A 19154-nucleotide genomic window follows, 5' to 3' on the forward strand; every position below is an offset into this window, starting at 1 on the left:
AAGACCTGCAAGCTTTGAAAAAGGCCTGCAGGTTTTTTATTAGCCGATAGGAAAGCATAACTTTTCTTTCAGGCAAAAGTGCACTAAGGAATGATTCGCGAGCATTAGCCTCGCAGTCGAGAAGCTGTGCTTTTCGACTAACTACGCCACTGTCTTCGCCCTAACGGGCTCGCCAGTCGCGAGTTTTCTTTAAATAATGAAAGTTTTGATTTTTACATTGAAAACTGTCTAGTTCCAGCGCTTTTCTTATTTGAACTTTCTGTGAATTTTTTAAAAATGAATGGTTATTCATTCAGTTTTTCGCGTAATTCGACATTTTTCAATTTTATTCTGTGATATATTTTAGCCAGAATCATAAAAGGAATGGGATCGGATCACATTTGGGGGTATTTCTAAACAGAATGATTTTGGAGGGGTGTTGAAATGGCGATAAAAGAACGGGAGGTTCGAGACACACAGCAAGTTGCTGCGGAAATTAATGAGTTAGCCGAAAAAGGGGAAAAATCTCTAAATGAATTTCGCTGCTACACTCAAGAAATGGTTGATAAAATTGTTAAACAAATGGCTCTGGCAGCATTGGAAAACCATAAGGATCTGGCAAAACTTGCAATTGAAGAAACACAGAGAGGAGTATATGAAGATAAAGTTTTTAAAAATATGTTTGCTACCGAGTATATTTATAACAATATCCGGGATATGAAGACGGTTGGTATGATCAGGGAGAATAGGCATGAGGGCATTGTAGAGATGGCCGAGCCTGCAGGCGTGATTGCTGGAATTATTCCGATTACGAATCCAACCTCAACTGTCATTTTCAAAGCATTAATTTCGCTTAAAACAAGAAATCCAATTATTTTTGCGTTTCCACGTTATGCTCAAAAATGTTGTGCAAAAGCCTCTGAGATCCTCCGCTATGCCGCAGTAAAGGCGGGGGCACCGGAAAACTGTATACAGTGGATAGATAGCTCATCACATGAAGCCTTTCTGGCATTGATGAAGCATCCGAAAATTTCTCTTATTTTGGCTACAGGAGGTCCAAATCTAGTTCAGGCAGCCTACAGTTCAGGCAAGCCGGCATTAGGAGTGGGTGCTGGAAATGTCCCTTGTTATATTGAAAAATCAGCGAATATAAAACGTGCTGTCAACGATTTGATATTATCAAAAACATTTGATAATGGTATGATTTGCGCTTCGGAGCAGGCTTTGATCATTGACAAAGAAATCTATGACGAGGTTAAAAGCGAATTAATAGCCAACAATTGTTATTTTCTTAATGAAGAAGAGAAACAAATGTTGGAACGGGTAGTCATTGATCCTAAACATCAAACGTTAAATCCATTGATAGTTGGTCTGCATGCCTATAAGATTGCAAAATTAGCAGGGGTGAATGTCCCTGTTGATACGAAAATTTTAATCGCAGAGCTGACTGGGGTAGGCCTGAATCATCCGCTATCCTGTGAAAAATTAAGCCCGATTTTGGCCTGCTATAAGGCTGATAGTTTAGCTCATAGTCTATTACTCGCAGAAAAAACGCTAGAGTATGGAGGACTTGGGCATTCGGCAGCCATTCATACTGCCAATCAGGATGTAATTGACACATTTGCAGAAAGAATGAAAGCCGGCCGCATTATCGTAAATACACCTTCCACACATGGCGCCATTGGAGATATTTATAATACCTCGCTGCCATCATTAACAATCGGTTGCGGAACATATGGCGGGAACTCAGTGTCACAGAACGTAGGTGCTGCCAATTTAATAAATATCAAGAAGGTGGCTAAAAGAAGAACCATGACGCAATGGTTTAAAGTCCCTTCACAAGTATTCTTTGAGAAAAACTCCATACAAACGCTTGCCGCCATTCCAGGAGTTACGAAAGCGTTTATTGTAACAAGCAGCAGTGCTGTAAAAAATGATTATTTGGATTCAGTACAATATTATTTGAATAAGAATCCGTCCTTCATTGTCAGTGATACTTTTTATGATGTTGAACAGGAACCTACTATTGAAACGGTGAAAAGCGGAGCAGAAAGAATGAGGAAGTTTCAACCAGATTGCATCATTGCTCTCGGCGGTGGTTCTGTTATGGATGCAGCAAAAGCCATGTGGTTGTTTTACGAACATCCGGATACCGATTTTAACAGTCTGACATTAAAGTTCTTTGATCCTAGCAAACGGGTCGTGAAATTCCCTTCACTAAGAAATAAAGCGATATTAATAGCTATTCCTACGACATCAGGAACCGGGTCTGAGGTCACTTCTTTCGCTGTCATTACAGATAAAAGTAAAAATATTAAATATCCGTTGGCAGATCTGCAATTAACACCGGATGTTGCCATTGTTGATCCCCAATTTGTCATGAGTGTTCCTAAATCCGTTACGGCTGATACTGGGATGGATGTATTAACACATGCAATTGAAGCGTATGTATCTGTCCTCGCTAATGATTATACGGACGGACTTGCCTTAAAAGCAATTAAGCTTGTATTTGATTACTTACCGAAGGCATTTCTTGATGGCAATGATGAACTGGCGCGGGAAAAAATGCATAATGCTTCAACGATTGCCGGCATGGCATTTGCCAACTCTTTCCTAGGTATTAACCATAGTCTGGCACATGTTCTCGGTGCAGAATTTAATATTCCTCATGGGAGAGCGAATGCGATTTTGCTGCCGCATGTTATTCAGTTTAATGCAGCTAAACCGAATAAGTTTATGACCTATCCAAAATATGAGCATTTTATTGCAGATGAACGTTACATGGAAATTTCCCAAATGTTAGGACTGCAAGCAAGCACGAAGGAAGAAGGCATTAACAGCTTAATTAATGCGATTGGAAAACTAGCAGACACATTGGATATTCCTATGAATTTAAAGGCGTATGGAATTAGTGAATCGGAGTTTGAAAGCAAAGTAGATCTCCTTGCAGAACGAGCCTTTGATGACCAGGATACGATCGCTAATCCCAAAATGCCACTTATTACTGAACTCAAGGAGATTTACAGAAAAGCATATATTGGCGTGTAATAACTAGGAAAATAGGATCAGTCCCTGTTATTAAGGGGCTGATTTCCCTATTAACCCTTCATAGAAAATTGGCAAGTATTTTCCGAACATTTTGTGAACAATCATATAAACCTTGTCAGAAACTAGTTGGTTTCACTGAAATACTTGTAAAAGAGTGTGAGATCTTGTCAAATGCCCCCTCTTATAAATGGAGATTATGAAGATTGATGTAAAATGCTGTCGTAATTGAAGCGTTTACAAAAGGTTGAATTAAAATAATAATTTAATTGGATATACCTTCCACCCATTTCACTTCATTTTTGAAATAGGCGGGCCATTTTAGGAGGGGAAAGACATGAATTACCTGAAAAAACCATGGTTAAAATTCTATGATCCAAGAATCAGCGAGGATGTTTCTATTGAATACGAATCATTATTTGACCTTCTCATGCAGGCTGCAAAAATACATAATGACAGGCCGGCATTGACTTTCAAAGGAAGGTCATGGACTTATAAGGAAACAAAAACGATTGCAGAATGGTTTTCAGCCTCATTGTATCGAGTTGGATTTAAAAAAGGTGATCGTTTGGCCATCATGCTCCCTAATTGCCCTCAGTATATTTTCAGCTTGTTTGCTGCGTCCCGTTTGGGCGGCATAGCCGTACAGGTAAATCCGATGTATGTCGAACGGGAAATTGAATACGTTCTAAACGACTCTGATGCAGAATACATGGTTGTGTTAGATTCCCTTTACCCACGAATTAAACAAGTCCAGCCAAACACTTCTTTAAAAAGAATTATTGTTGTCGGTTTTGGAGTCAGTAAAATTCCATTGGCAGATAACGATCTATATTTTGAAGATTTTCTTACCCATGATCACGTCATTCCGGATATACCTATTGATATAAAAGAAGATGTTGCTATTTTGCAATATACAGGAGGAACAACTGGAGTTTCCAAAGGGGTGATGTTAACACATCACAATTTATTGGCTAATATTATTCAAGTTTGTGAATTTACTTATAATGCAGTTGATGAAAAACCGGAAAATTTTAAAATCGTCAGTGTACTTCCTATGTTTCACGTATATGGTCTTTCTTGTAACGCGCTATCTGCTATTAGGATTGGATGTAACCAGCTAATAATGCCGCGTTTTGATGTAAATGAACTGCTTACATTAGTGAAAGAAGAAAAGCCTTTCCAACTGACAGCGGTCCCAACAATGATATTCGCGTTAAATAGCCATCCCAATCTGGAGGAAAGCAGTCTTGGGGAGCTCTTTTTCTTAAGTAGCGGTGGTGCTCCACTTCCAGTAGAACAGGTTAAAAAGTTTGAAAGAAGAGTGGGAATTAGGGTTTCAGATGGATACGGTCTTTCAGAAACAGCGCCATCGGCGATCTCAACCCCTCCATTTTTACCGCGAAAATTGGGCAGTGTCGGAATCCCCCTCCCAGGGACTGAAGCAAGAATTGTCAGAGAAACGGCAAATGGCTTTGAAGATGTACCAGTAGGAGAAGCCGGCGAGCTTGTTTTAAGAGGTCCGCAGGTTATGAAAGGATATTGGAAACGTCCTGAAGATACAGAAATGGTGTTAAAGGATGGTTGGTTATTTACGGGAGATATCGCAAAAATGGATGAGGATGGATACTTTTATATTTTAGATCGAAAGAAAGATATTATTATCGCGAGTGGCTATAATGTTTACCCGCGCGAAATTGAAGAAGTATTGTATCAGCATGATGCTGTAGAAGAAGCGATAGTTATCGGTGTTGAGGATTCTTACCGTGGAGAAACAGTAAAGGCGTTTGTGAAACTAAAACCAGGTGTTGAACTGAAACCGGAATCATTAATGGACTTTGCTAAACAAAATCTTGCACCATTCAAGGTGCCAAAACAAATAGAAATTCTTGATGAACTTCCTAAATCTTCTGTAGGAAAATTGCTAAGAAGAATGCTTCGTAAGGAAGAGGAAAAGCTTCAAGTTTAAATTTGAAAGGGCCGAATTTTTGAGATTAACAAGTAAATTCCAATGGCGGAACAGGAGGAAAGAAAAATGGAAGAAAATCAAGAAAAATTAAATCCCTCGGGAAAATTGAATGAAGAAAGTGTCAATGAAGAGAATTCAGAGCAAAACACTGTGCAAGAAAACAACGTTTTAAACGAAAATCCGGAACATTTATCCAGCCTTAATATGCTATGGCGCCATGCGTTCAGTGAATTGGACGAATGGGAAAAACGGGCCGACCTTCGTGATGATCTATTATTGGCTAGAGCAAAACTTTTTGCTGAAAACTTTGAAAGAAATCAAGACAATTTAAAAGCGATTACAGAACAATTTACAAAAGAGCTTGTTGAATGGGAGAAAACAGCCCGTGAAGAGATATTAATGTCAACTACGGTAGTGCAGCATTTCTTTCCGAAAAAGTCATATGAAGAACTGAATGAACAAATGGATGCAATCCAAAAACGCACAATGTCCATACTACGGACTCCTTTTCAGGGCTTACCGAACCAGCAGATGGTAGATAAGTATCCGGAAGTGATAGAACAATATATCAAAATAAGGAAAAAAGCTAGACAGCAATATATTAAAGCGGTTAAACATGCGGGCAACATTATCTATGAAAATCAAATTGGTGTTATCAATTTTTTTACCAGACAAATAAAAAATTTTGTTCTGCCTTTTAATAAGTATATGGAAAAACAAGAGGAAATAACAAAATCGTAGAAAAAGGGGTGCCATGCATGACGGAGGAGAAAGAGTATGATTTATTGTCAAGCTACAATCGAATAGCTGGGCTTTGGGAGAAGCAGCTAAACGGGCTTTTATATATGCTTACAGATAATAAAGAATTTGTCCGGTCAGCCAATTTGGGTCTTAACGTATATTCCCGTTACTTGGAATTGTTTAAGAAAAATCAGGAGTTTATGGCCAGTCTTATGAATATCCCAACCAAAAAAGATATTGCAAGAGTGGCAAAGCAATCCATACAGGCCGAAGAGAAAATGGATATATTGGAAGAACAGATCTGGAGTGTTCAGGACGGCATTGCAGCCTTTAATAAAGAAAATTTGGAATTTCTTAAGGAAGTAGTTAATACTTTGAATTCGTTGAAGGCTGATCTACCACAGACAGTACAGGAATATGCCAATACGGGACATCTTACAAAGGATATCCAAGAATTAAAACAGGGGCTAATAGATATAAAGATTCTTCAGGTAAATCTTCAGGAGATGAAATCAGAGCTCGAAGGAATCAGGAAAACTCAGGAAGAATTTGCTTCGGCTATAATTCCGGATGAAATACACCTTCGGGAAATAGAGTTTCAGGATTTAAAACAGGAAATGGTCCAATTAGCAGATATTAAATCGGAGATCGCAGAAATTAGACGTTTACTGGAAACAAAAAAAGAATTGGTCCTGTCCGGGGAAAGGGCTTCAATCGGAAGTCTTTGAGGAGGATGTTAAATGATTAATAAAGGATCAAAAATGCCGATTTTAAACTTTGAGCAAGAAACGAAACGCTGGAACCAGCTTTATAAGGTATTGACTGAGCCAAAGCCAGAAATTGTGCCTACCCCAAGAGAATGTATATGGAAAAAGAACAAATCGACGTTGTGGTATCATCCGGCCAAAGAAAAAAAATACGAAATACCTGTTTTTCTTGTCTACTCGCTGTTAAATAAAACGTATATTCTTGATGTTGGCGAAGGAAGCAGCGTCGTTGGAGGTCTTGTGGATCGCGGATATGATGTGTATTTGCTGGATTGGGGCTCACCTGAGCTTGAAGATCGCGATATTTCATTAGATCATTATATTTTAGATTATATGGAAAAGGCTGTACGAAGGGCCGTACGGCATTCAGGCGCAAAAGAAATATCATTGGCCGGCTATTGCTTAGGGGGAACGGTTGCCGCCATTCTCTCATCGATCACCGATCTTCCTATTAAAAATTTAATTCTCGCAGCTGTTCCAATTGATTTTAGTGTTGGGATCGTACCCCAGAAGTGGTTGGATGGGCTTCAAAAAGGCTACTTGAGCTTTGATCGATTTGCCAATGCTTATGGCACTATTCCATCACCATTTTTATATTTAATGTTTAGAATGCTTTCACCAGTCTATGGAACTCCTGTGATCAATTTAATTACCAGAGCACATGATAAGGATTATGTTGAAAAATGGCACAGGATGGACAAATGGACAAAAGATACAGCCTCTTTTGCCGGTGCCGCCTTTAAGCAATTATTTAATGATTTATATCGCGAAAATAAATTGTTAAAGGGAGAAATGGTTATTGGCGGAAGGAGAGTGGACTTGAAAAATATCAAATGTCCTCTATTTGTCTTTTCATGTTCTCGTGATACGCTTGTCTCAGAACAGCAAAGCCTCCCTGTCATCGATCTTGTATCAAGTGAAGATAAGACGTACAAAGTTTATAAAGGCGGTCATGTGTCATTGGCATTGACAGGTATTTTTGCTGAAATTATGGATCCATGGCTGGCTGTACGCTCACGTGAGGTTCAAGTAGCTCCTGCATAAAACAGGAGGACGAGAAATAAATTAGTAACGGGAGGAAGGGCAGGGGGACCTACCTATCCTTCCTAATCAAATTAAATTAGACAGCAGACCTTTGCTGGTTGAGGAAATTACGCAGCATGGAGTTAAACCGGTCTTTGGCTTCCAGTTTGGCAATATGACCGGTATTCCTCAAAATAGTGAATTTTGAATGAGGTATTCGCTTGTGCATGCAAACTTGAATCCAAACAGGTAATATTGAATCATACTGGCCGCCAATGATCAATGTCGGGACCTTTATTTTAGGTAATAAAGTTAAATTATTGACTTCCAAGCAAGCCTTAAGGGAATCAATAAAAACCTGTTTCTTTGGTTGAAAAAATTGGTAAAACTCCTCTGCCGTATCTTTATTCCATGAAAAAAGTGCCATTCGTGCAATATACTCAGCAGGATCGCCAGAAGCTGAAACGCATTCAAACTTTTCCTTTCGATTGTTAAATAGGAATTCTTTTAGTCTGTTTGGAAAATAGTGAAAAGTGCTAATTAACATGAGGGAACGAACCATCGAAGGCGCCTGTCGATAAATTTCTTGGGCAACGGCACCGCCCATTGATAAACCCAAAATATGAGCGGTTTCAATTTCTAATTCTTTCAATAATCCAATGATGTCGGCGGCAAAATTTTGAATGGTAATCCCTATTGTTTTAAAACATTCTCCATGTCCCCGTAAATCAGGTATGATCAACTCATACTGATCGGCTAATTCAAACTGGTTTTTCCAACCTTCTTTCATTTCACCCAGACCATGAATGAGGACAAAGGGCTCCCCTTTACCAAAATGCAAATACGGGATACCTGCTTTACTTAACTTTGAAATTTCCATTTTACACCACCCTTATTATTTTGAAAAAGTTTATAACTACGAAGTAATAGAGGAAAAGATCTAACTGAGGCTGTTAGTCATCAGGATTTGTAATATTGACAAAATATTACTGATAGATGTAAAATACATATAGGTGAGGTGATAAAAATATGGTAAACCATGACAATCAAACTGTCAATCCTTCAAAAAATTTTGTGCTGCCATTTATTTTATTGCTTCTAAGCAAGGTTTCGCTTCATGGGTATGAGCTTAGCCAGAAGTTGGAGGCATTCGGTTTTAAGACATTAGATCAAGGAAATTTATATCGGATGCTGCGGCAGCTGGAGAAGGATGACCTTGTCTCGTCAGAATGGGATACAACAGGAGCAGGTCCTGCAAAAAGAAGATACTCCATAACAAAAGCTGGTGTTACATACTTAAAAGGTTATGCCAACCAATTGGAAACCTATCAATCATTACTGGATCAATTTTTTAAAATGTATACCAGTGTTCTTGAGCTCTATTTGCCTTCTTTCCAAAAGAAGGATTCCATAGAGAAAGTAAATATGAGTAAGAGGAGGAAGGACCATGGCACAGAAGAAGAGTGATGCGGCATTAGCCGTAGCAGAAAAGGAAATGCCTAAAACTGCGGAATCACGGACAGAGCTGGAATTTCCGGCTGAAGGTTCATTTGTGAACACATTCTGGGATCAGGTTGAGCGTTCTCGGGAACATGTAAGAAAGCTTCGGGAAAGTAGGGAAGATGCTTATCTTACAGCGGTTAGAGAAGTCATCAATTTCAATAAGAAATATAGAAATTCGATTGCAAAGCTATACGAACAAACGAAAAAAACAAATAAGGAAATGGTTTCAGAACTTACACAGCAAATCAACACTCGGAAAGAAGAAATAATGGAAGCTGACGTTCAAACAACTGACCGTGAAGAATTGAAGAAACAGCTCAAAGAGGTTTCAGGACAGCTAGAAAAATTAGCATTTACGCCAGTCCGTTCTATCTTCCAATTGATTGACGGGCTGGAAGAACGTTTTGAAAAAAATGCAGAGACCAGCATTGCTTTTGCCCGAGGACGTCGAAATGCTTGGTTTGAGGTTAGAAGGGAGTACGTTAATCTAGCAAGAAACACTCATTTAAATTTAGTAGAACGAGGAAAGAATAGTTTAAAGGAATTAGTTAAAATTTAATAAAGTCAGGAGCATTTAAAGCAGTGTACAACATAAGGATCTAAGATAGCCACAATCATGTCATATTGAGTGATTGTGGTTTTTTTATTTCATAAGTTTCTGGATGATTATTCACCAAATTCATATAAGCGAAAATCATATCCAAGTTTAACAAAGAAATTCATATTAATGAGACAACCAAGAGAAGATCGTATTACCTAACTCGTGAGATTGAAAACCAAACAGTGTTTCATTGTTGGGTTATTCAAATTTTGGATAAAAAAGGCTCATTTTTGGCAACATATGGGGAGAAATAAATCGAGGATGTCGAAATGAATGATTACACTGGGCTTCTTTCTAACAAGTATATCGTTAACAGTTTTATTAGCAATTTTTGATATGAAGATATTTGAGTATCCATTTTTACTTGCAGTAAAAAATATTATATTCTCTGAAATTGCTGCAGGAAGGTACATTGTTATCTTGGGCGGGACTGGTGGTTTGGTTTCAAGTGTCATTATTGATGTGCGGCTATACCTTCAGAAAAAGAGAAGAAATGGTGTGGAGAGGAATCAAGGTTCATGATGGAAAAGGAGAATATCTCTTTAGCACAGCTTCTTACATTACTAATCAATTTTTTGCTCGGAAGTGCGATCGTGGTCGGAGTGGGGACTGATGCTCAAAATGATGCATGGATAGCCATTATGATTTCTTCCTTTCTTGGTATAGGAATTGTATTTTTTTTTCATTATTTAAATAGCCGCCTTCCAGGAAAAAATTTATATCAAATTATAGAATTCTGTTTGGGCAGAAAAATAGCGATCGTTCTTTCATTTTTTTATGTTGTTTATTTTTGCTATATTTCCAGCAGAGTGGTGCGGGATTTCGGAGAATTAATAGCATCCGCCATTATGCCAAATACTCCAATTGAAATCATTTCGTTGACATTCTCATTATTAATGGCCTATGTCATCTATTTAGGTCTTGAAGTAATCGCAAGAACATCCGAAATTTTTACTCCATATTTGTTTGGCTTTTTCTTGTTAGTAACCATTTTTTTAATTATGAATGGAAGTGTGAATTTAGAGCGGATTCAGCCAATCCTTGGAGAAGGATTGATGCCGGTTATGAAAACGGTTTTTACTAAGTTAGCATTTTTTCCATATGGCGAACTTATTGTTTTTACTGTCATTTTTTCGAATGTGACAAATAAAAAGTATAGCTTACGAATTGCAATGATAGGGGTAGCCATAGCTTCCCTGCTGTTGTTGGTTTCTTCTGTTTTAATGATCGGAACGCTTGGCATCGATTCTGTGCAACGATCCAATTTTCCCCTTTTAAGTACAGTAAGAAATGTGTCGATAGGCAAATTTATTGAAAGAATTGATGCCCTTGCTGTGTTTATTATGATGCTGGGTATTTTTGTGAAAGGGAATATTTTTTTATTTGGGGGATTAAAAGGGCTGGAGTATATATTTAATTTGCCATTTCGATATTTTGTTTTGCCGATCTCTGTGCTAGTGGCGCTTTTTTCCGTGCTGGTATCCATTGATTTTGCTGACCACATTCAGGAAGGGCTTCAGATGGTACCATTATATCTCCATCTTCCATTTCAATTTTGTATTCCAGGTTTGATCTTTCTAATTGTTATTTGGAAGCAGCGCAAAGGAAATAAAGTGAAATGAGGTGAAATAATGAATTCCATTAAAATACATAGATTGAAGAAGAAACGGATGCCGGAGAAGGAATTAAAAATCGAAACCGATCGCGACGAATGTAATAATTTAGAAAGAAGTCTTTTGGATTATAGTCTATTGGAATTAAGAACAGAAGTGGAAGTGGCTTTTGGAAAAACGATTGATCTAAAAATTATAGAAGGAAGAATCGGCCAAACAGCAGGACTTCTTTTTTATTTGGATACGATGGTTGATTCAAAGACACTAAAAGAAACAACACCGAGGTTATTTTTAAAAGAATCTGATACTGGAATGATTTTAAGGACGGTAGAAGACTTACTGATTAAAGGGAAAGAAATTTTTGGCGGAACAGGGATTAAGCTGGTTGGAACAAAAGAGGAAATTTATACAGAAGTATTAAATGGCTGTATTGTGGTCGTTGTTCATCAGCTAGAAAAGGCTATTTCTATTAATATGGAAACAAATGAAAAACGATCCGTTATAGAACCAAGCACACAAACAGTGATAAGAGGACCGAAGGATGGTTTCATTGAATCCATTTCAACAAATGTAAGTTTAATAAGGAGAAGAATCCGCAATCAAAATTTAGCCTTTGAAAAATTTATTATTGGTGAGTCGTCCAATACAACATTATATCTCGGTTATGTTAAAGGAATTGCTAATGAAGCCATTCTTCAGGAGGCTAGAAATAGGCTTGCGAAAATTAAAGTAAGCGCGATATTTGAATCTGGGAATATCGAAGAACTAATCTGCGATAAAACTTTTACCGTTTTCCCTTTAGCATTAAATACGGAACGTCCAGATACCGTTGCAGCCAATTTAATGGAAGGGAAAATTGTCATCTTAATTGATGGGACACCCTTTGCATTACTGATTCCTGCTGTATTTGTCAATTTCTTTGAAGTGGCGGAGGATTATTATCAGAATTTTTTTTTAGGGAGCTTTTTACGATTTATCAGGTATTTATCATTCATGATTGCGTTGTTAACTCCTTCTATTTATGTAGGAATATTGACATTTCATCAAGAATTGCTGCCAACCCCATTATTGTTAAGTGTTATTGCCCAAAGGGAGGGAGTGCCGTTTCCAGCTGTCGTAGAGGTCTTGCTCATGGAGATCACCTTTGAAATTTTAAGGGAAGCGGGAATTAGGATGCCCAGGACAGTTGGCCAAATGGTTTCTATCGTCGGGGCGCTTGTCATTGGACAAGCAGCTGCAGAAGCTGGGATCATTTCCAACATTATGATTATAATAGTGGCCATAACCGCAATCTCCAATTTTGTGGCTCCGGTCTATTCTTTTGCAGCCGCTTCACGGCTGATTCGCTTTTTATTGATTATTTCGGCTTCCATTTTAGGGCTGTATGGAGTATTAATAATTTTGGTGGCAATGGTAGCCCATTTAAGCTCCTTAAGGTCTTTTAGTATTCCATATTTAGCCCCTATTGCCCCACTCATTATCGAAGATCAGAAAGATGTTTTTGTTCGGTTTCCTTTCTGGTCTATGAAGAAGAGACCAAAATATCTGCGAGCCGAATTGGAACAGAAAGTCTTCTCTGATTCCTCTCCCGCTCCGCCTCCGATGGAAGGCGGGAATAATAGTTGATGAATAAACTATTCTTGATTTGCACGCTCTTACTGAGTGTTTTATTGTCGGGCTGCTGGGATCAACGAGAATTATCGGATGTATCTGTAGCAATTGGCATGGCGGTAGATAAAGGTGAAAAAGAGAAGTATCGGTTATCGGTTGAAGGAATTAATGCTACTGAATTAAACTCTAAAACGGCAGGAGGTTTTACCCCTTCAGTGGTATTTACGATAGAAGGAGATACAATTGCAGAACTCGCTCAGAAAATGAATGTTGGTGCTTCTAAACACGTCATATATTCTCATATGCGAACCTTTGTTATGAGTGAAGAGATCGCAAGAGAAGGGTTAATATCATTTTTGGATTATTTGGAGCGCAATCGGGAAATTAGGGATGATTTTAACATTTTAATCTCTCGGGGCGTTAGTCCTGATGACATATTAAAAGTTACGTATCCTTTACAAAAATCATCCTCTCTAAAACTCCACACCCAATTGCAGTCAATGGTAGATGTATGGGGAGGGGATCCGAATGTTCGCTTAAACGATGTCATCCAAGCCTTAACATCTCCTGGAAAACAGCCGGTAATGGCTGCAGTTTCTGTCAGAGGCAATCCCAAAAAAGGTGGATCACTTGATAATTTAAAGATGGTTACTCCAAACGCAATGGTAGTCCTAGATTCATTGGCCATTTTCAAGAATTACAAGTTGATTGGTTATGTATCATTAGATGATACTCGAAATTATTTGTGGGCAGAAGATAAACTGTCAAGAACTGCTTTATCCGTGCCATGCGGAAAGGATAAGTTTCTGGCGGCGCAAATTTATAATTCAAAAACAAGGAAAAAGGCAAAGATGGTTCGAGGGATACCAGTCATTAATATCAGTATCAACTCAGAAGCCTACATTGATGCGGTTCAATGTAGTGATGATTTAACTCAAGTAAAAACATATGAAAAATACCAAAAGTTAGCGGAGGAGGAAATTAAACGAAAAGTTTCAGCCACCATTAAAAAAGTCCAACAAAAATATGGGAGTGATATTTTTGGCTTTGGAGAGGATGTATACCACCAAGACTATCGTAATTTCAAAAAGGTGCAAAATAATTGGGATAAGAGCTTTAAAGAGGCGATAGTGCATGTCTACGTGAAAGTACAGCTACGCAGGTCTGGTATACGTACAAAAAGTATGCTTAGTAATAAAAAATGAAGAAAAACTGGAAGTGAAATCTTCCAGTTTTTTTGTTGGACTTTGTTAAAGTCACATATTGATCTAGGTGATCATTTAAAAAAAGTCGGGATAATCACTGACGATTCCATCAACACCAATTCGCTGTAACATATTTGCCTCGCTTTTTTTCTTAACGGTCCAAATAAAAACCTTAAAACCGTGCTGATGGATCCGATTTATGAGCCGTTTGTTAACTATCGCGATTTTAGGATTAATATATGTAGCAAATTCAGAAAAAAATTGTAAATCTTTATTTGGAATTCCATTCACTGCTCGATTTTTGACCAACACCCCAATTGGCACAGAAGGCAGAAGATTGTGGAAGTGTTTCAGTGAAGTTCTGTCAAAAGACTGGACAATAATTGGGTGTTTGTTTGCTCCAACTAACCCTCTTTTTATCAACTCATTTGCCAATTTCGCTTCGATGCCAGGGTATAAGGAAGGCTTTTTTAATTCAATTAATAAGCCTGCTTTACCTGCAAATTCATCCAAAAATTCATTGAAAGAAGGAATCTTTTCTCCAGCAAATTCAGGTTTAAACCATGAGCCGGCATCAAGGGTTTGAATCTCGCTTAAGGTAAAATCCTTCACTTTCCCTTTTCCATTTGAAGTCCGGTTGACAGTCGCGTCATGAATCACAACTAACTCCTCATCTTTTGTCATCTGAATATCAATTTCAAGATAATCTGCACCTAATTCCAATGCTTTGTGAAAGGAGGCAAATGTATTTTCTGGGCAATATCCGGCGGCACCTCGATGGCCAATTTTTAATGGTTTAAAATGGCTTTGAGCCTTTATTTGTTTTTTTAACAAGCGATAAGCCGCTACAAAGATGATCATCAGAATGGTCACATATTTTTTCAATTTTTTCTGCTCCAATCTTCATTTTGAAAAAAGGAATGGCGGTAATTCAGCCATTTTTATGAAAATGTTATGAAAAACAATATAAAATGTCAAATGAAAAGGATTCTTTTGCCAGAACACGATACATTGAAATGTCTCATAAGAATGGGCTTGGTCTTTTTTATAAATCTGGGTAATAGGGATAAGTGTCTATTGCACATTTATCATGTCTTGAATAGGATATATAGAATTCAACAAAGGAGGTTATGTTAAATGACTGCAGCTGGTGGTTACGGTGCAGGTTTTGCGCTAATCGTTGTACTGTTCATTTTATTAATTATCGTTGGGGCATCTTGGTGCGGAGGATTCTATTAATATAAGAAGGAGGTAATGTCATGTTCGGATATGGAGGATTTGGCGGCTATGGTTTCGGCGGCTGCGGCTGCGGATACGGCGGCTTTGGCTATGGTGGCGGCTTCACTTTAATTGTTGTATTATTTATCCTGTTAATTATTGTAGGTGCAGCCTGCTATTATTAATAGGTCTGAAAAAATGTAGAAAAAACCCGCTTGTTGATCAAGCGGGTTTCAGACTGTCGACAAATCCGAAGGATTTCGGGTTTAAAATCGACAGTCTTTTTTGTTTGGCCATATTAAACTTGTCTGTTGATTTCCGTTCCAGGCGGCTTCGCTTTCCGCGGGCGGTTCGGGGAGCCTCCTCTGCGCTTTCAGCGCCTGCGGGGTCTCCCCTGTCCCGTACTCCCGCAGGAGTCTTCGCCGCCTTCCACTCCAATCAACAGAGTGTAAAAATCAATAATGTACATTAACACAGCCTTTTGTATAATTTATTTACAGAGAATTAATAGAGGTGGATGGAATGCTTTCGAAAAATACACAGATAAATCGTGACCAAATTGAAATGATTGCCTTAGATCAACTTGTACCTGCTGATCACTTGGTTCGCAAAATAGAAGCCGCAGTAGATTTTTCATTTATCTATTCATTGGTTGAAGATTTGTACTCAACTAAGCGCGGACGTTCAAGTATTGACCCTGTTGTATTAATTAAGATGGCTTTCATTCAATATACCTTCGGTATCCGTTCGATGCGTCAAACGATAAAGGAAATTGAAACAAATATGGCGTATCGCTGGTTTTTAGGATTTGGTTTTTATGATAAAGTACCCCACTTTTCAACTTTTGGTAAAAACTACGAACGTCGTTTTAAGGATACAGACTTATTTGAACAAATTTTCTACCGTATTTTAAAAGAGGCAGCAGATAAAAAGTTAGTTAGTTCGGAACATGTATTCATTGATTCAACTCACGTTAAAGCAAGTGCAAATAAACGCAAATTCGAAAAGAAAGTAGTTCGGAAAGAATCAAAAGCTTATGAAGCACGTCTTCAAGCAGAAATTAATAGTGATCGTGAAGAACATGGGAAAAAGCCCATCCCACCAGATAAATATGAAAAAGAAGAAAACAAAGAAATAAAAGAAAGTACAACAGATTCGGAGAGTGGTTACTATGTAAAAGACGAAAGGACAAAGCAATTTGCTTATTCATTTCATGCAGCCGCAGATAGAAATGGTTTTGTCCTGGGGACTATTGTAACTCCAGGTAACGTTCATGATAGTACAATGTTAGAGCCTCTAGTTGAAAAGGTCATTGAAAAATGTGGGAAACCTAATGCTGTAGCTGCTGATGCCGGATATAAAACACCTGCTATTGCTCAATATTTAATTGAAAATGAAATTCGCCCTGCTTTACCCTATACACGACCACGTACAAAGGAGGGATATTTGAAAAAGCACGATTATGTCTATGATGAGCACTTTGATTGTTACATATGTCCGGAAGGACAAGTTCTGGATTATAGAACGACTACTAAGGAAGGTTATCGACAGTACATCTCTAATCCTGTTATATGTAAGGATTGCCCACTTCTAGCACAATGTACACAAAGTCAAAATCATCAAAAGCTCATTCAACGACATATCTGGGAACCATATCTTGAAGAGGCTGAACATCTTCGTCATACAGAAGAGAATAAAATAATATATGCACGTCGTAAAGAAACAATTGAACGTGTATTCGCGGATGCGAAAGAAAAGCATGGTATGCGATGGACAACCTTAAGAGGTCTTAAAAAATTGTCCATGCAGGCGATGCTTACTTTTGCTGCTATGAATTTAAAGAAGTTGGCTACATGGACTTGGAAAAGTCCAGAAATGGCATAAAAATAGACCCCGCCGGGGTCTACCTTAAGAAAAATCAAACAGAAAAATCCCAATTTTAGAAAAGGGCGCCAGAATCGGAACTTTTGAAATGCCTTTTGTCTACAATCTGAAACCCGCTTGTTGATCAAGCGGGTTTTTTTCTGGGCTGATAGGAAAGGTGATCTTTCGTAACAAGGTCCCGCCAAGCAACGGCTTGGCCTAAAAGAGTTTTTTTAGGCTAGAGCCAGAGTGGAATCAGGTTGTGAGGCAGCGATTCCTTGGACAATCTGTTCTACTTCAAAACCTTCTAATGTTTCTTTCTTTAATAAAGCATCCACTAATTGCTGATACTGTTGTTGATGGGATTGAATAATATTCTCGGCTTTTTCTAAACCTTTGGCATACAATTCCTGCATTTTCACTTCTTTTTCTTTCTTGTTAAAAGTTAAAGTGAAACCATCTTGAAGCATACCAATATCCACCATTTGTTCGATAATTTGTTTAGCCTGCTGAACATCTCCGCTCACCCCGATACTGTGCTCGCCCAACAACATTCTTTCGGCCACACCGCCGGCAAGTATCATGGCTACACGATCCAGCAAGTCACTTGTTGTTGATAAATGCAATTCTTTAGGAATGGGTGCCACATAGCCAAGAGCTTCACCACGGGGAATAATGGTGGCTTTACGAACTGAACCAGGTTTGGTGACAGCAGAAACAATCGCATGTCCTGCCTCATGTATCGCTACTCTCCGCTTTGTATCATGATCCTGTAATGTACGCGATGTGCTTCCAAGGATGGTACGGTCAAGAGCATAATCCAAGTCATGTTTATGAATCATATCCTGGCCGTTCCGGACAGCTCTTCTGCTGGCCGTCTCAAAGAGTGATTGAAGTTCCGATCCAGAAAATCCAGAAGTACTTTCCGCTAATGAATCTAAGCCAGAAAGAATGTCGGGTGCAAGGGCTTTGCCTTTTGCATGAATCTCAATAATTTCTTTGCGCCCTTTAGTATCTGGAAGTGGAACATGGAAAGAGAAGTCGATTCTTCCAGGTCTTAAAAAGGCCTCGTCAAGCATGTCTTTCCGGTTGGTTGCTGCAATAAAAAGAATTCCTTCATTTGACTGTCCGCCGTCAAGCTGAACTAGCAGCTCTGTTAAAGTTTTTTCTGATTCTTCTCCACCATGAGGTTTACGTCTGCCTGCCAGTGCATCAACTTCATCAATGAAAATAACTGCAGGCTGCTGTTTTCTAGCGGTTTGAAAAAGAGAGCGGACACGGCTGGCTCCGACACCAACAAACAATTCATTAAAAGCCGATCCACTCGCTGAGAAGAACGATGCATTTAATTCTTTGGCGATAGCTTGTGCCAATAATGTTTTACCAGTACCTGGAGGTCCATAAAGCAGAACTCCTTTAGGCGGTTTAATACCTAATTTTTTAGCTTTTTGCGGCTCTTTAATAGTAGTAAGTGTTTGTAAGATTTCTTCCTTCATTTCGTCGCCAAGTCCGCCGACTTCTTCTAAACTAATGGACGGAATCGGGCGAGCTTTTGCCACACTATTCTTCATTGAGTTAAGGCCTGCTCCGCCGCCTTTTATTTTTTGAAGTGTAAATGCGGTGCCAGCCAGAATTAATAACACACCAATCATGATCCAATTTCCATATCGGCTGCTTGTTGAATAGGAGTATTTAATATTATATTTTTCTACTAATTTGTCGACCATTTGACTATTTGGCGGAACATTTGACACATATTCCTTATTTCCTGTCTTTATATATACAATACCATCACTTTGCTCTGTCATTGTGACAGTCTTGCCATGCTGCTGCTGAACAATTTTCTCGACATTTGAGAAAGGTATGTTAATGTCATTATTGGCAGTTTGCATGTAAATGAATATACCTGTTATAACTATGAATAACGCTGAGAAAAGCGGAATAAATTGCGATATCGTTTTTTTGCTCTGATTCAAATTTCTCATCTCCTTAAACAGGGTCAGTATCTATTATAAA

General features: G+C 38.5%; 17 protein-coding genes. 14 read left to right on the forward strand and 3 right to left on the reverse strand.

Annotated features, from left to right (window positions below; all coding sequences use genetic code 11):
• The first annotated feature begins 423 nt into the window (after nt 1–423).
• The 5 genes from adhE to HPT25_RS14880 all read left to right on the forward strand — a co-directional run bounded on the left by adhE (nt 424) and on the right by HPT25_RS14880 (nt 7545).
• Nucleotides 424–3027, forward strand: a complete 2604-nt coding sequence (gene adhE, locus HPT25_RS14860; RefSeq protein WP_173065592.1) for a bifunctional acetaldehyde-CoA/alcohol dehydrogenase — start codon at nt 424–426, stop codon at nt 3025–3027.
• A 334-nt stretch (nt 3028–3361) separates the two neighbouring features.
• Entirely contained in the window at nt 3362–4993 is a 1632-nt protein-coding gene (locus HPT25_RS14865; protein ID WP_173065595.1) for a long-chain-fatty-acid--CoA ligase, read from the forward strand.
• Between the two features lie 66 nt (nt 4994–5059).
• Nucleotides 5060–5734 (forward strand): hypothetical protein, encoded by a 675-nt coding sequence (locus HPT25_RS14870; RefSeq protein WP_246277195.1) that lies wholly within the window; start codon nt 5060–5062, stop codon nt 5732–5734.
• A gap of 17 nt (nt 5735–5751) precedes the next feature.
• A complete protein-coding gene (locus HPT25_RS14875; protein ID WP_173065601.1) occupies nt 5752–6462 on the forward strand; it encodes a hypothetical protein in 711 nt (236 codons plus the stop codon).
• 12 nt (nt 6463–6474) lie between these two features.
• Nucleotides 6475–7545, forward strand: coding sequence for an alpha/beta fold hydrolase (locus HPT25_RS14880; protein WP_173065604.1), 1071 nt, complete (start codon nt 6475–6477; stop codon nt 7543–7545).
• A gap of 76 nt (nt 7546–7621) precedes the next feature.
• Here HPT25_RS14880 and HPT25_RS14885 read toward each other — a convergent pair whose 3' ends face one another.
• Nucleotides 7622–8404 carry an alpha/beta fold hydrolase gene (locus HPT25_RS14885; RefSeq protein WP_173065607.1) on the reverse strand — a complete coding sequence of 261 codons (783 nt, stop codon included), beginning with the start codon at nt 8402–8404 and terminating at the stop codon, nt 7622–7624.
• Nucleotides 8405–8553: 149 nt separating this feature from the next.
• Here HPT25_RS14885 and phaQ point away from each other — a divergent pair, with 149 nt between their 5' ends.
• The 6 genes from phaQ (at nt 8554) to HPT25_RS14915 (ending at nt 14057) form a co-directional block, all read left to right on the forward strand.
• Nucleotides 8554–8991: a poly-beta-hydroxybutyrate-responsive repressor gene (gene phaQ, locus HPT25_RS14890; protein WP_173065610.1), complete on the forward strand. Its 438-nt coding sequence runs from the start codon at nt 8554–8556 to the stop codon at nt 8989–8991.
• Nucleotides 8972–9586: a polyhydroxyalkanoic acid inclusion protein PhaP gene (gene phaP, locus HPT25_RS14895; protein ID WP_173065613.1), complete on the forward strand. Its 615-nt coding sequence runs from the start codon at nt 8972–8974 to the stop codon at nt 9584–9586. Before phaQ ends, phaP begins: the two co-directional genes overlap by 20 nt.
• Nucleotides 9587–9901: 315 nt before the next feature.
• Nucleotides 9902–10150, forward strand: coding sequence for a hypothetical protein (locus tag HPT25_RS14900; protein ID WP_173065616.1), 249 nt, complete (start codon nt 9902–9904; stop codon nt 10148–10150).
• A complete protein-coding gene (locus HPT25_RS14905; protein WP_246277196.1) occupies nt 10147–11250 on the forward strand; it encodes a GerAB/ArcD/ProY family transporter in 1104 nt (367 codons plus the stop codon). The genes HPT25_RS14900 and HPT25_RS14905 overlap by 4 nt, the downstream gene beginning before the upstream one ends.
• Nucleotides 11251–11259: 9 nt before the next feature.
• Nucleotides 11260–12867 (forward strand): spore germination protein, encoded by a 1608-nt coding sequence (locus HPT25_RS14910; RefSeq protein ID WP_173065619.1) that lies wholly within the window; start codon nt 11260–11262, stop codon nt 12865–12867.
• Nucleotides 12867–14057 (forward strand): Ger(x)C family spore germination protein, encoded by a 1191-nt coding sequence (locus HPT25_RS14915; protein ID WP_173071154.1) that lies wholly within the window; start codon nt 12867–12869, stop codon nt 14055–14057. Before HPT25_RS14910 ends, HPT25_RS14915 begins: the two co-directional genes overlap by 1 nt.
• A gap of 75 nt (nt 14058–14132) precedes the next feature.
• Here HPT25_RS14915 and HPT25_RS14920 read toward each other — a convergent pair whose 3' ends face one another.
• Nucleotides 14133–14957, reverse strand: a complete 825-nt coding sequence (locus tag HPT25_RS14920) for a glycerophosphodiester phosphodiesterase (RefSeq protein WP_217269718.1) — start codon at nt 14955–14957, stop codon at nt 14133–14135.
• Between the two features lie 237 nt (nt 14958–15194).
• Between HPT25_RS14920 and HPT25_RS14925 the strand changes: the two genes are divergently transcribed.
• From HPT25_RS14925 to HPT25_RS14935, 3 genes are all read left to right on the forward strand, one after another.
• Complete coding sequence (locus HPT25_RS14925) at nt 15195–15296, forward strand: YjcZ family sporulation protein (protein ID WP_173065625.1); 102 nt, start codon at nt 15195–15197, stop codon at nt 15294–15296.
• Nucleotides 15297–15316: 20 nt separating this feature from the next.
• Entirely contained in the window at nt 15317–15460 is a 144-nt protein-coding gene (locus HPT25_RS14930) for a YjcZ family sporulation protein (RefSeq protein ID WP_173065628.1), read from the forward strand.
• Between the two features lie 337 nt (nt 15461–15797).
• Nucleotides 15798–17159: an IS1182 family transposase gene (locus HPT25_RS14935; protein WP_173058723.1), complete on the forward strand. Its 1362-nt coding sequence runs from the start codon at nt 15798–15800 to the stop codon at nt 17157–17159.
• A 212-nt stretch (nt 17160–17371) separates the two neighbouring features.
• On the opposite strand, the gene HPT25_RS14940 is transcribed toward HPT25_RS14935, so the two are convergent.
• On the reverse strand, nt 17372–19114 hold the full coding sequence (locus tag HPT25_RS14940) for an AAA family ATPase (RefSeq protein WP_246277197.1): 1743 nt from the start codon (nt 19112–19114) through the stop codon (nt 17372–17374).
• Nucleotides 19115–19154: the final 40 nt, after the last annotated feature.

The sequence above is a fragment of the Neobacillus endophyticus genome (assembly GCF_013248975.1).
Classification (GTDB): domain Bacteria; phylum Bacillota; class Bacilli; order Bacillales; family Cytobacillaceae; genus Neobacillus; species Neobacillus endophyticus.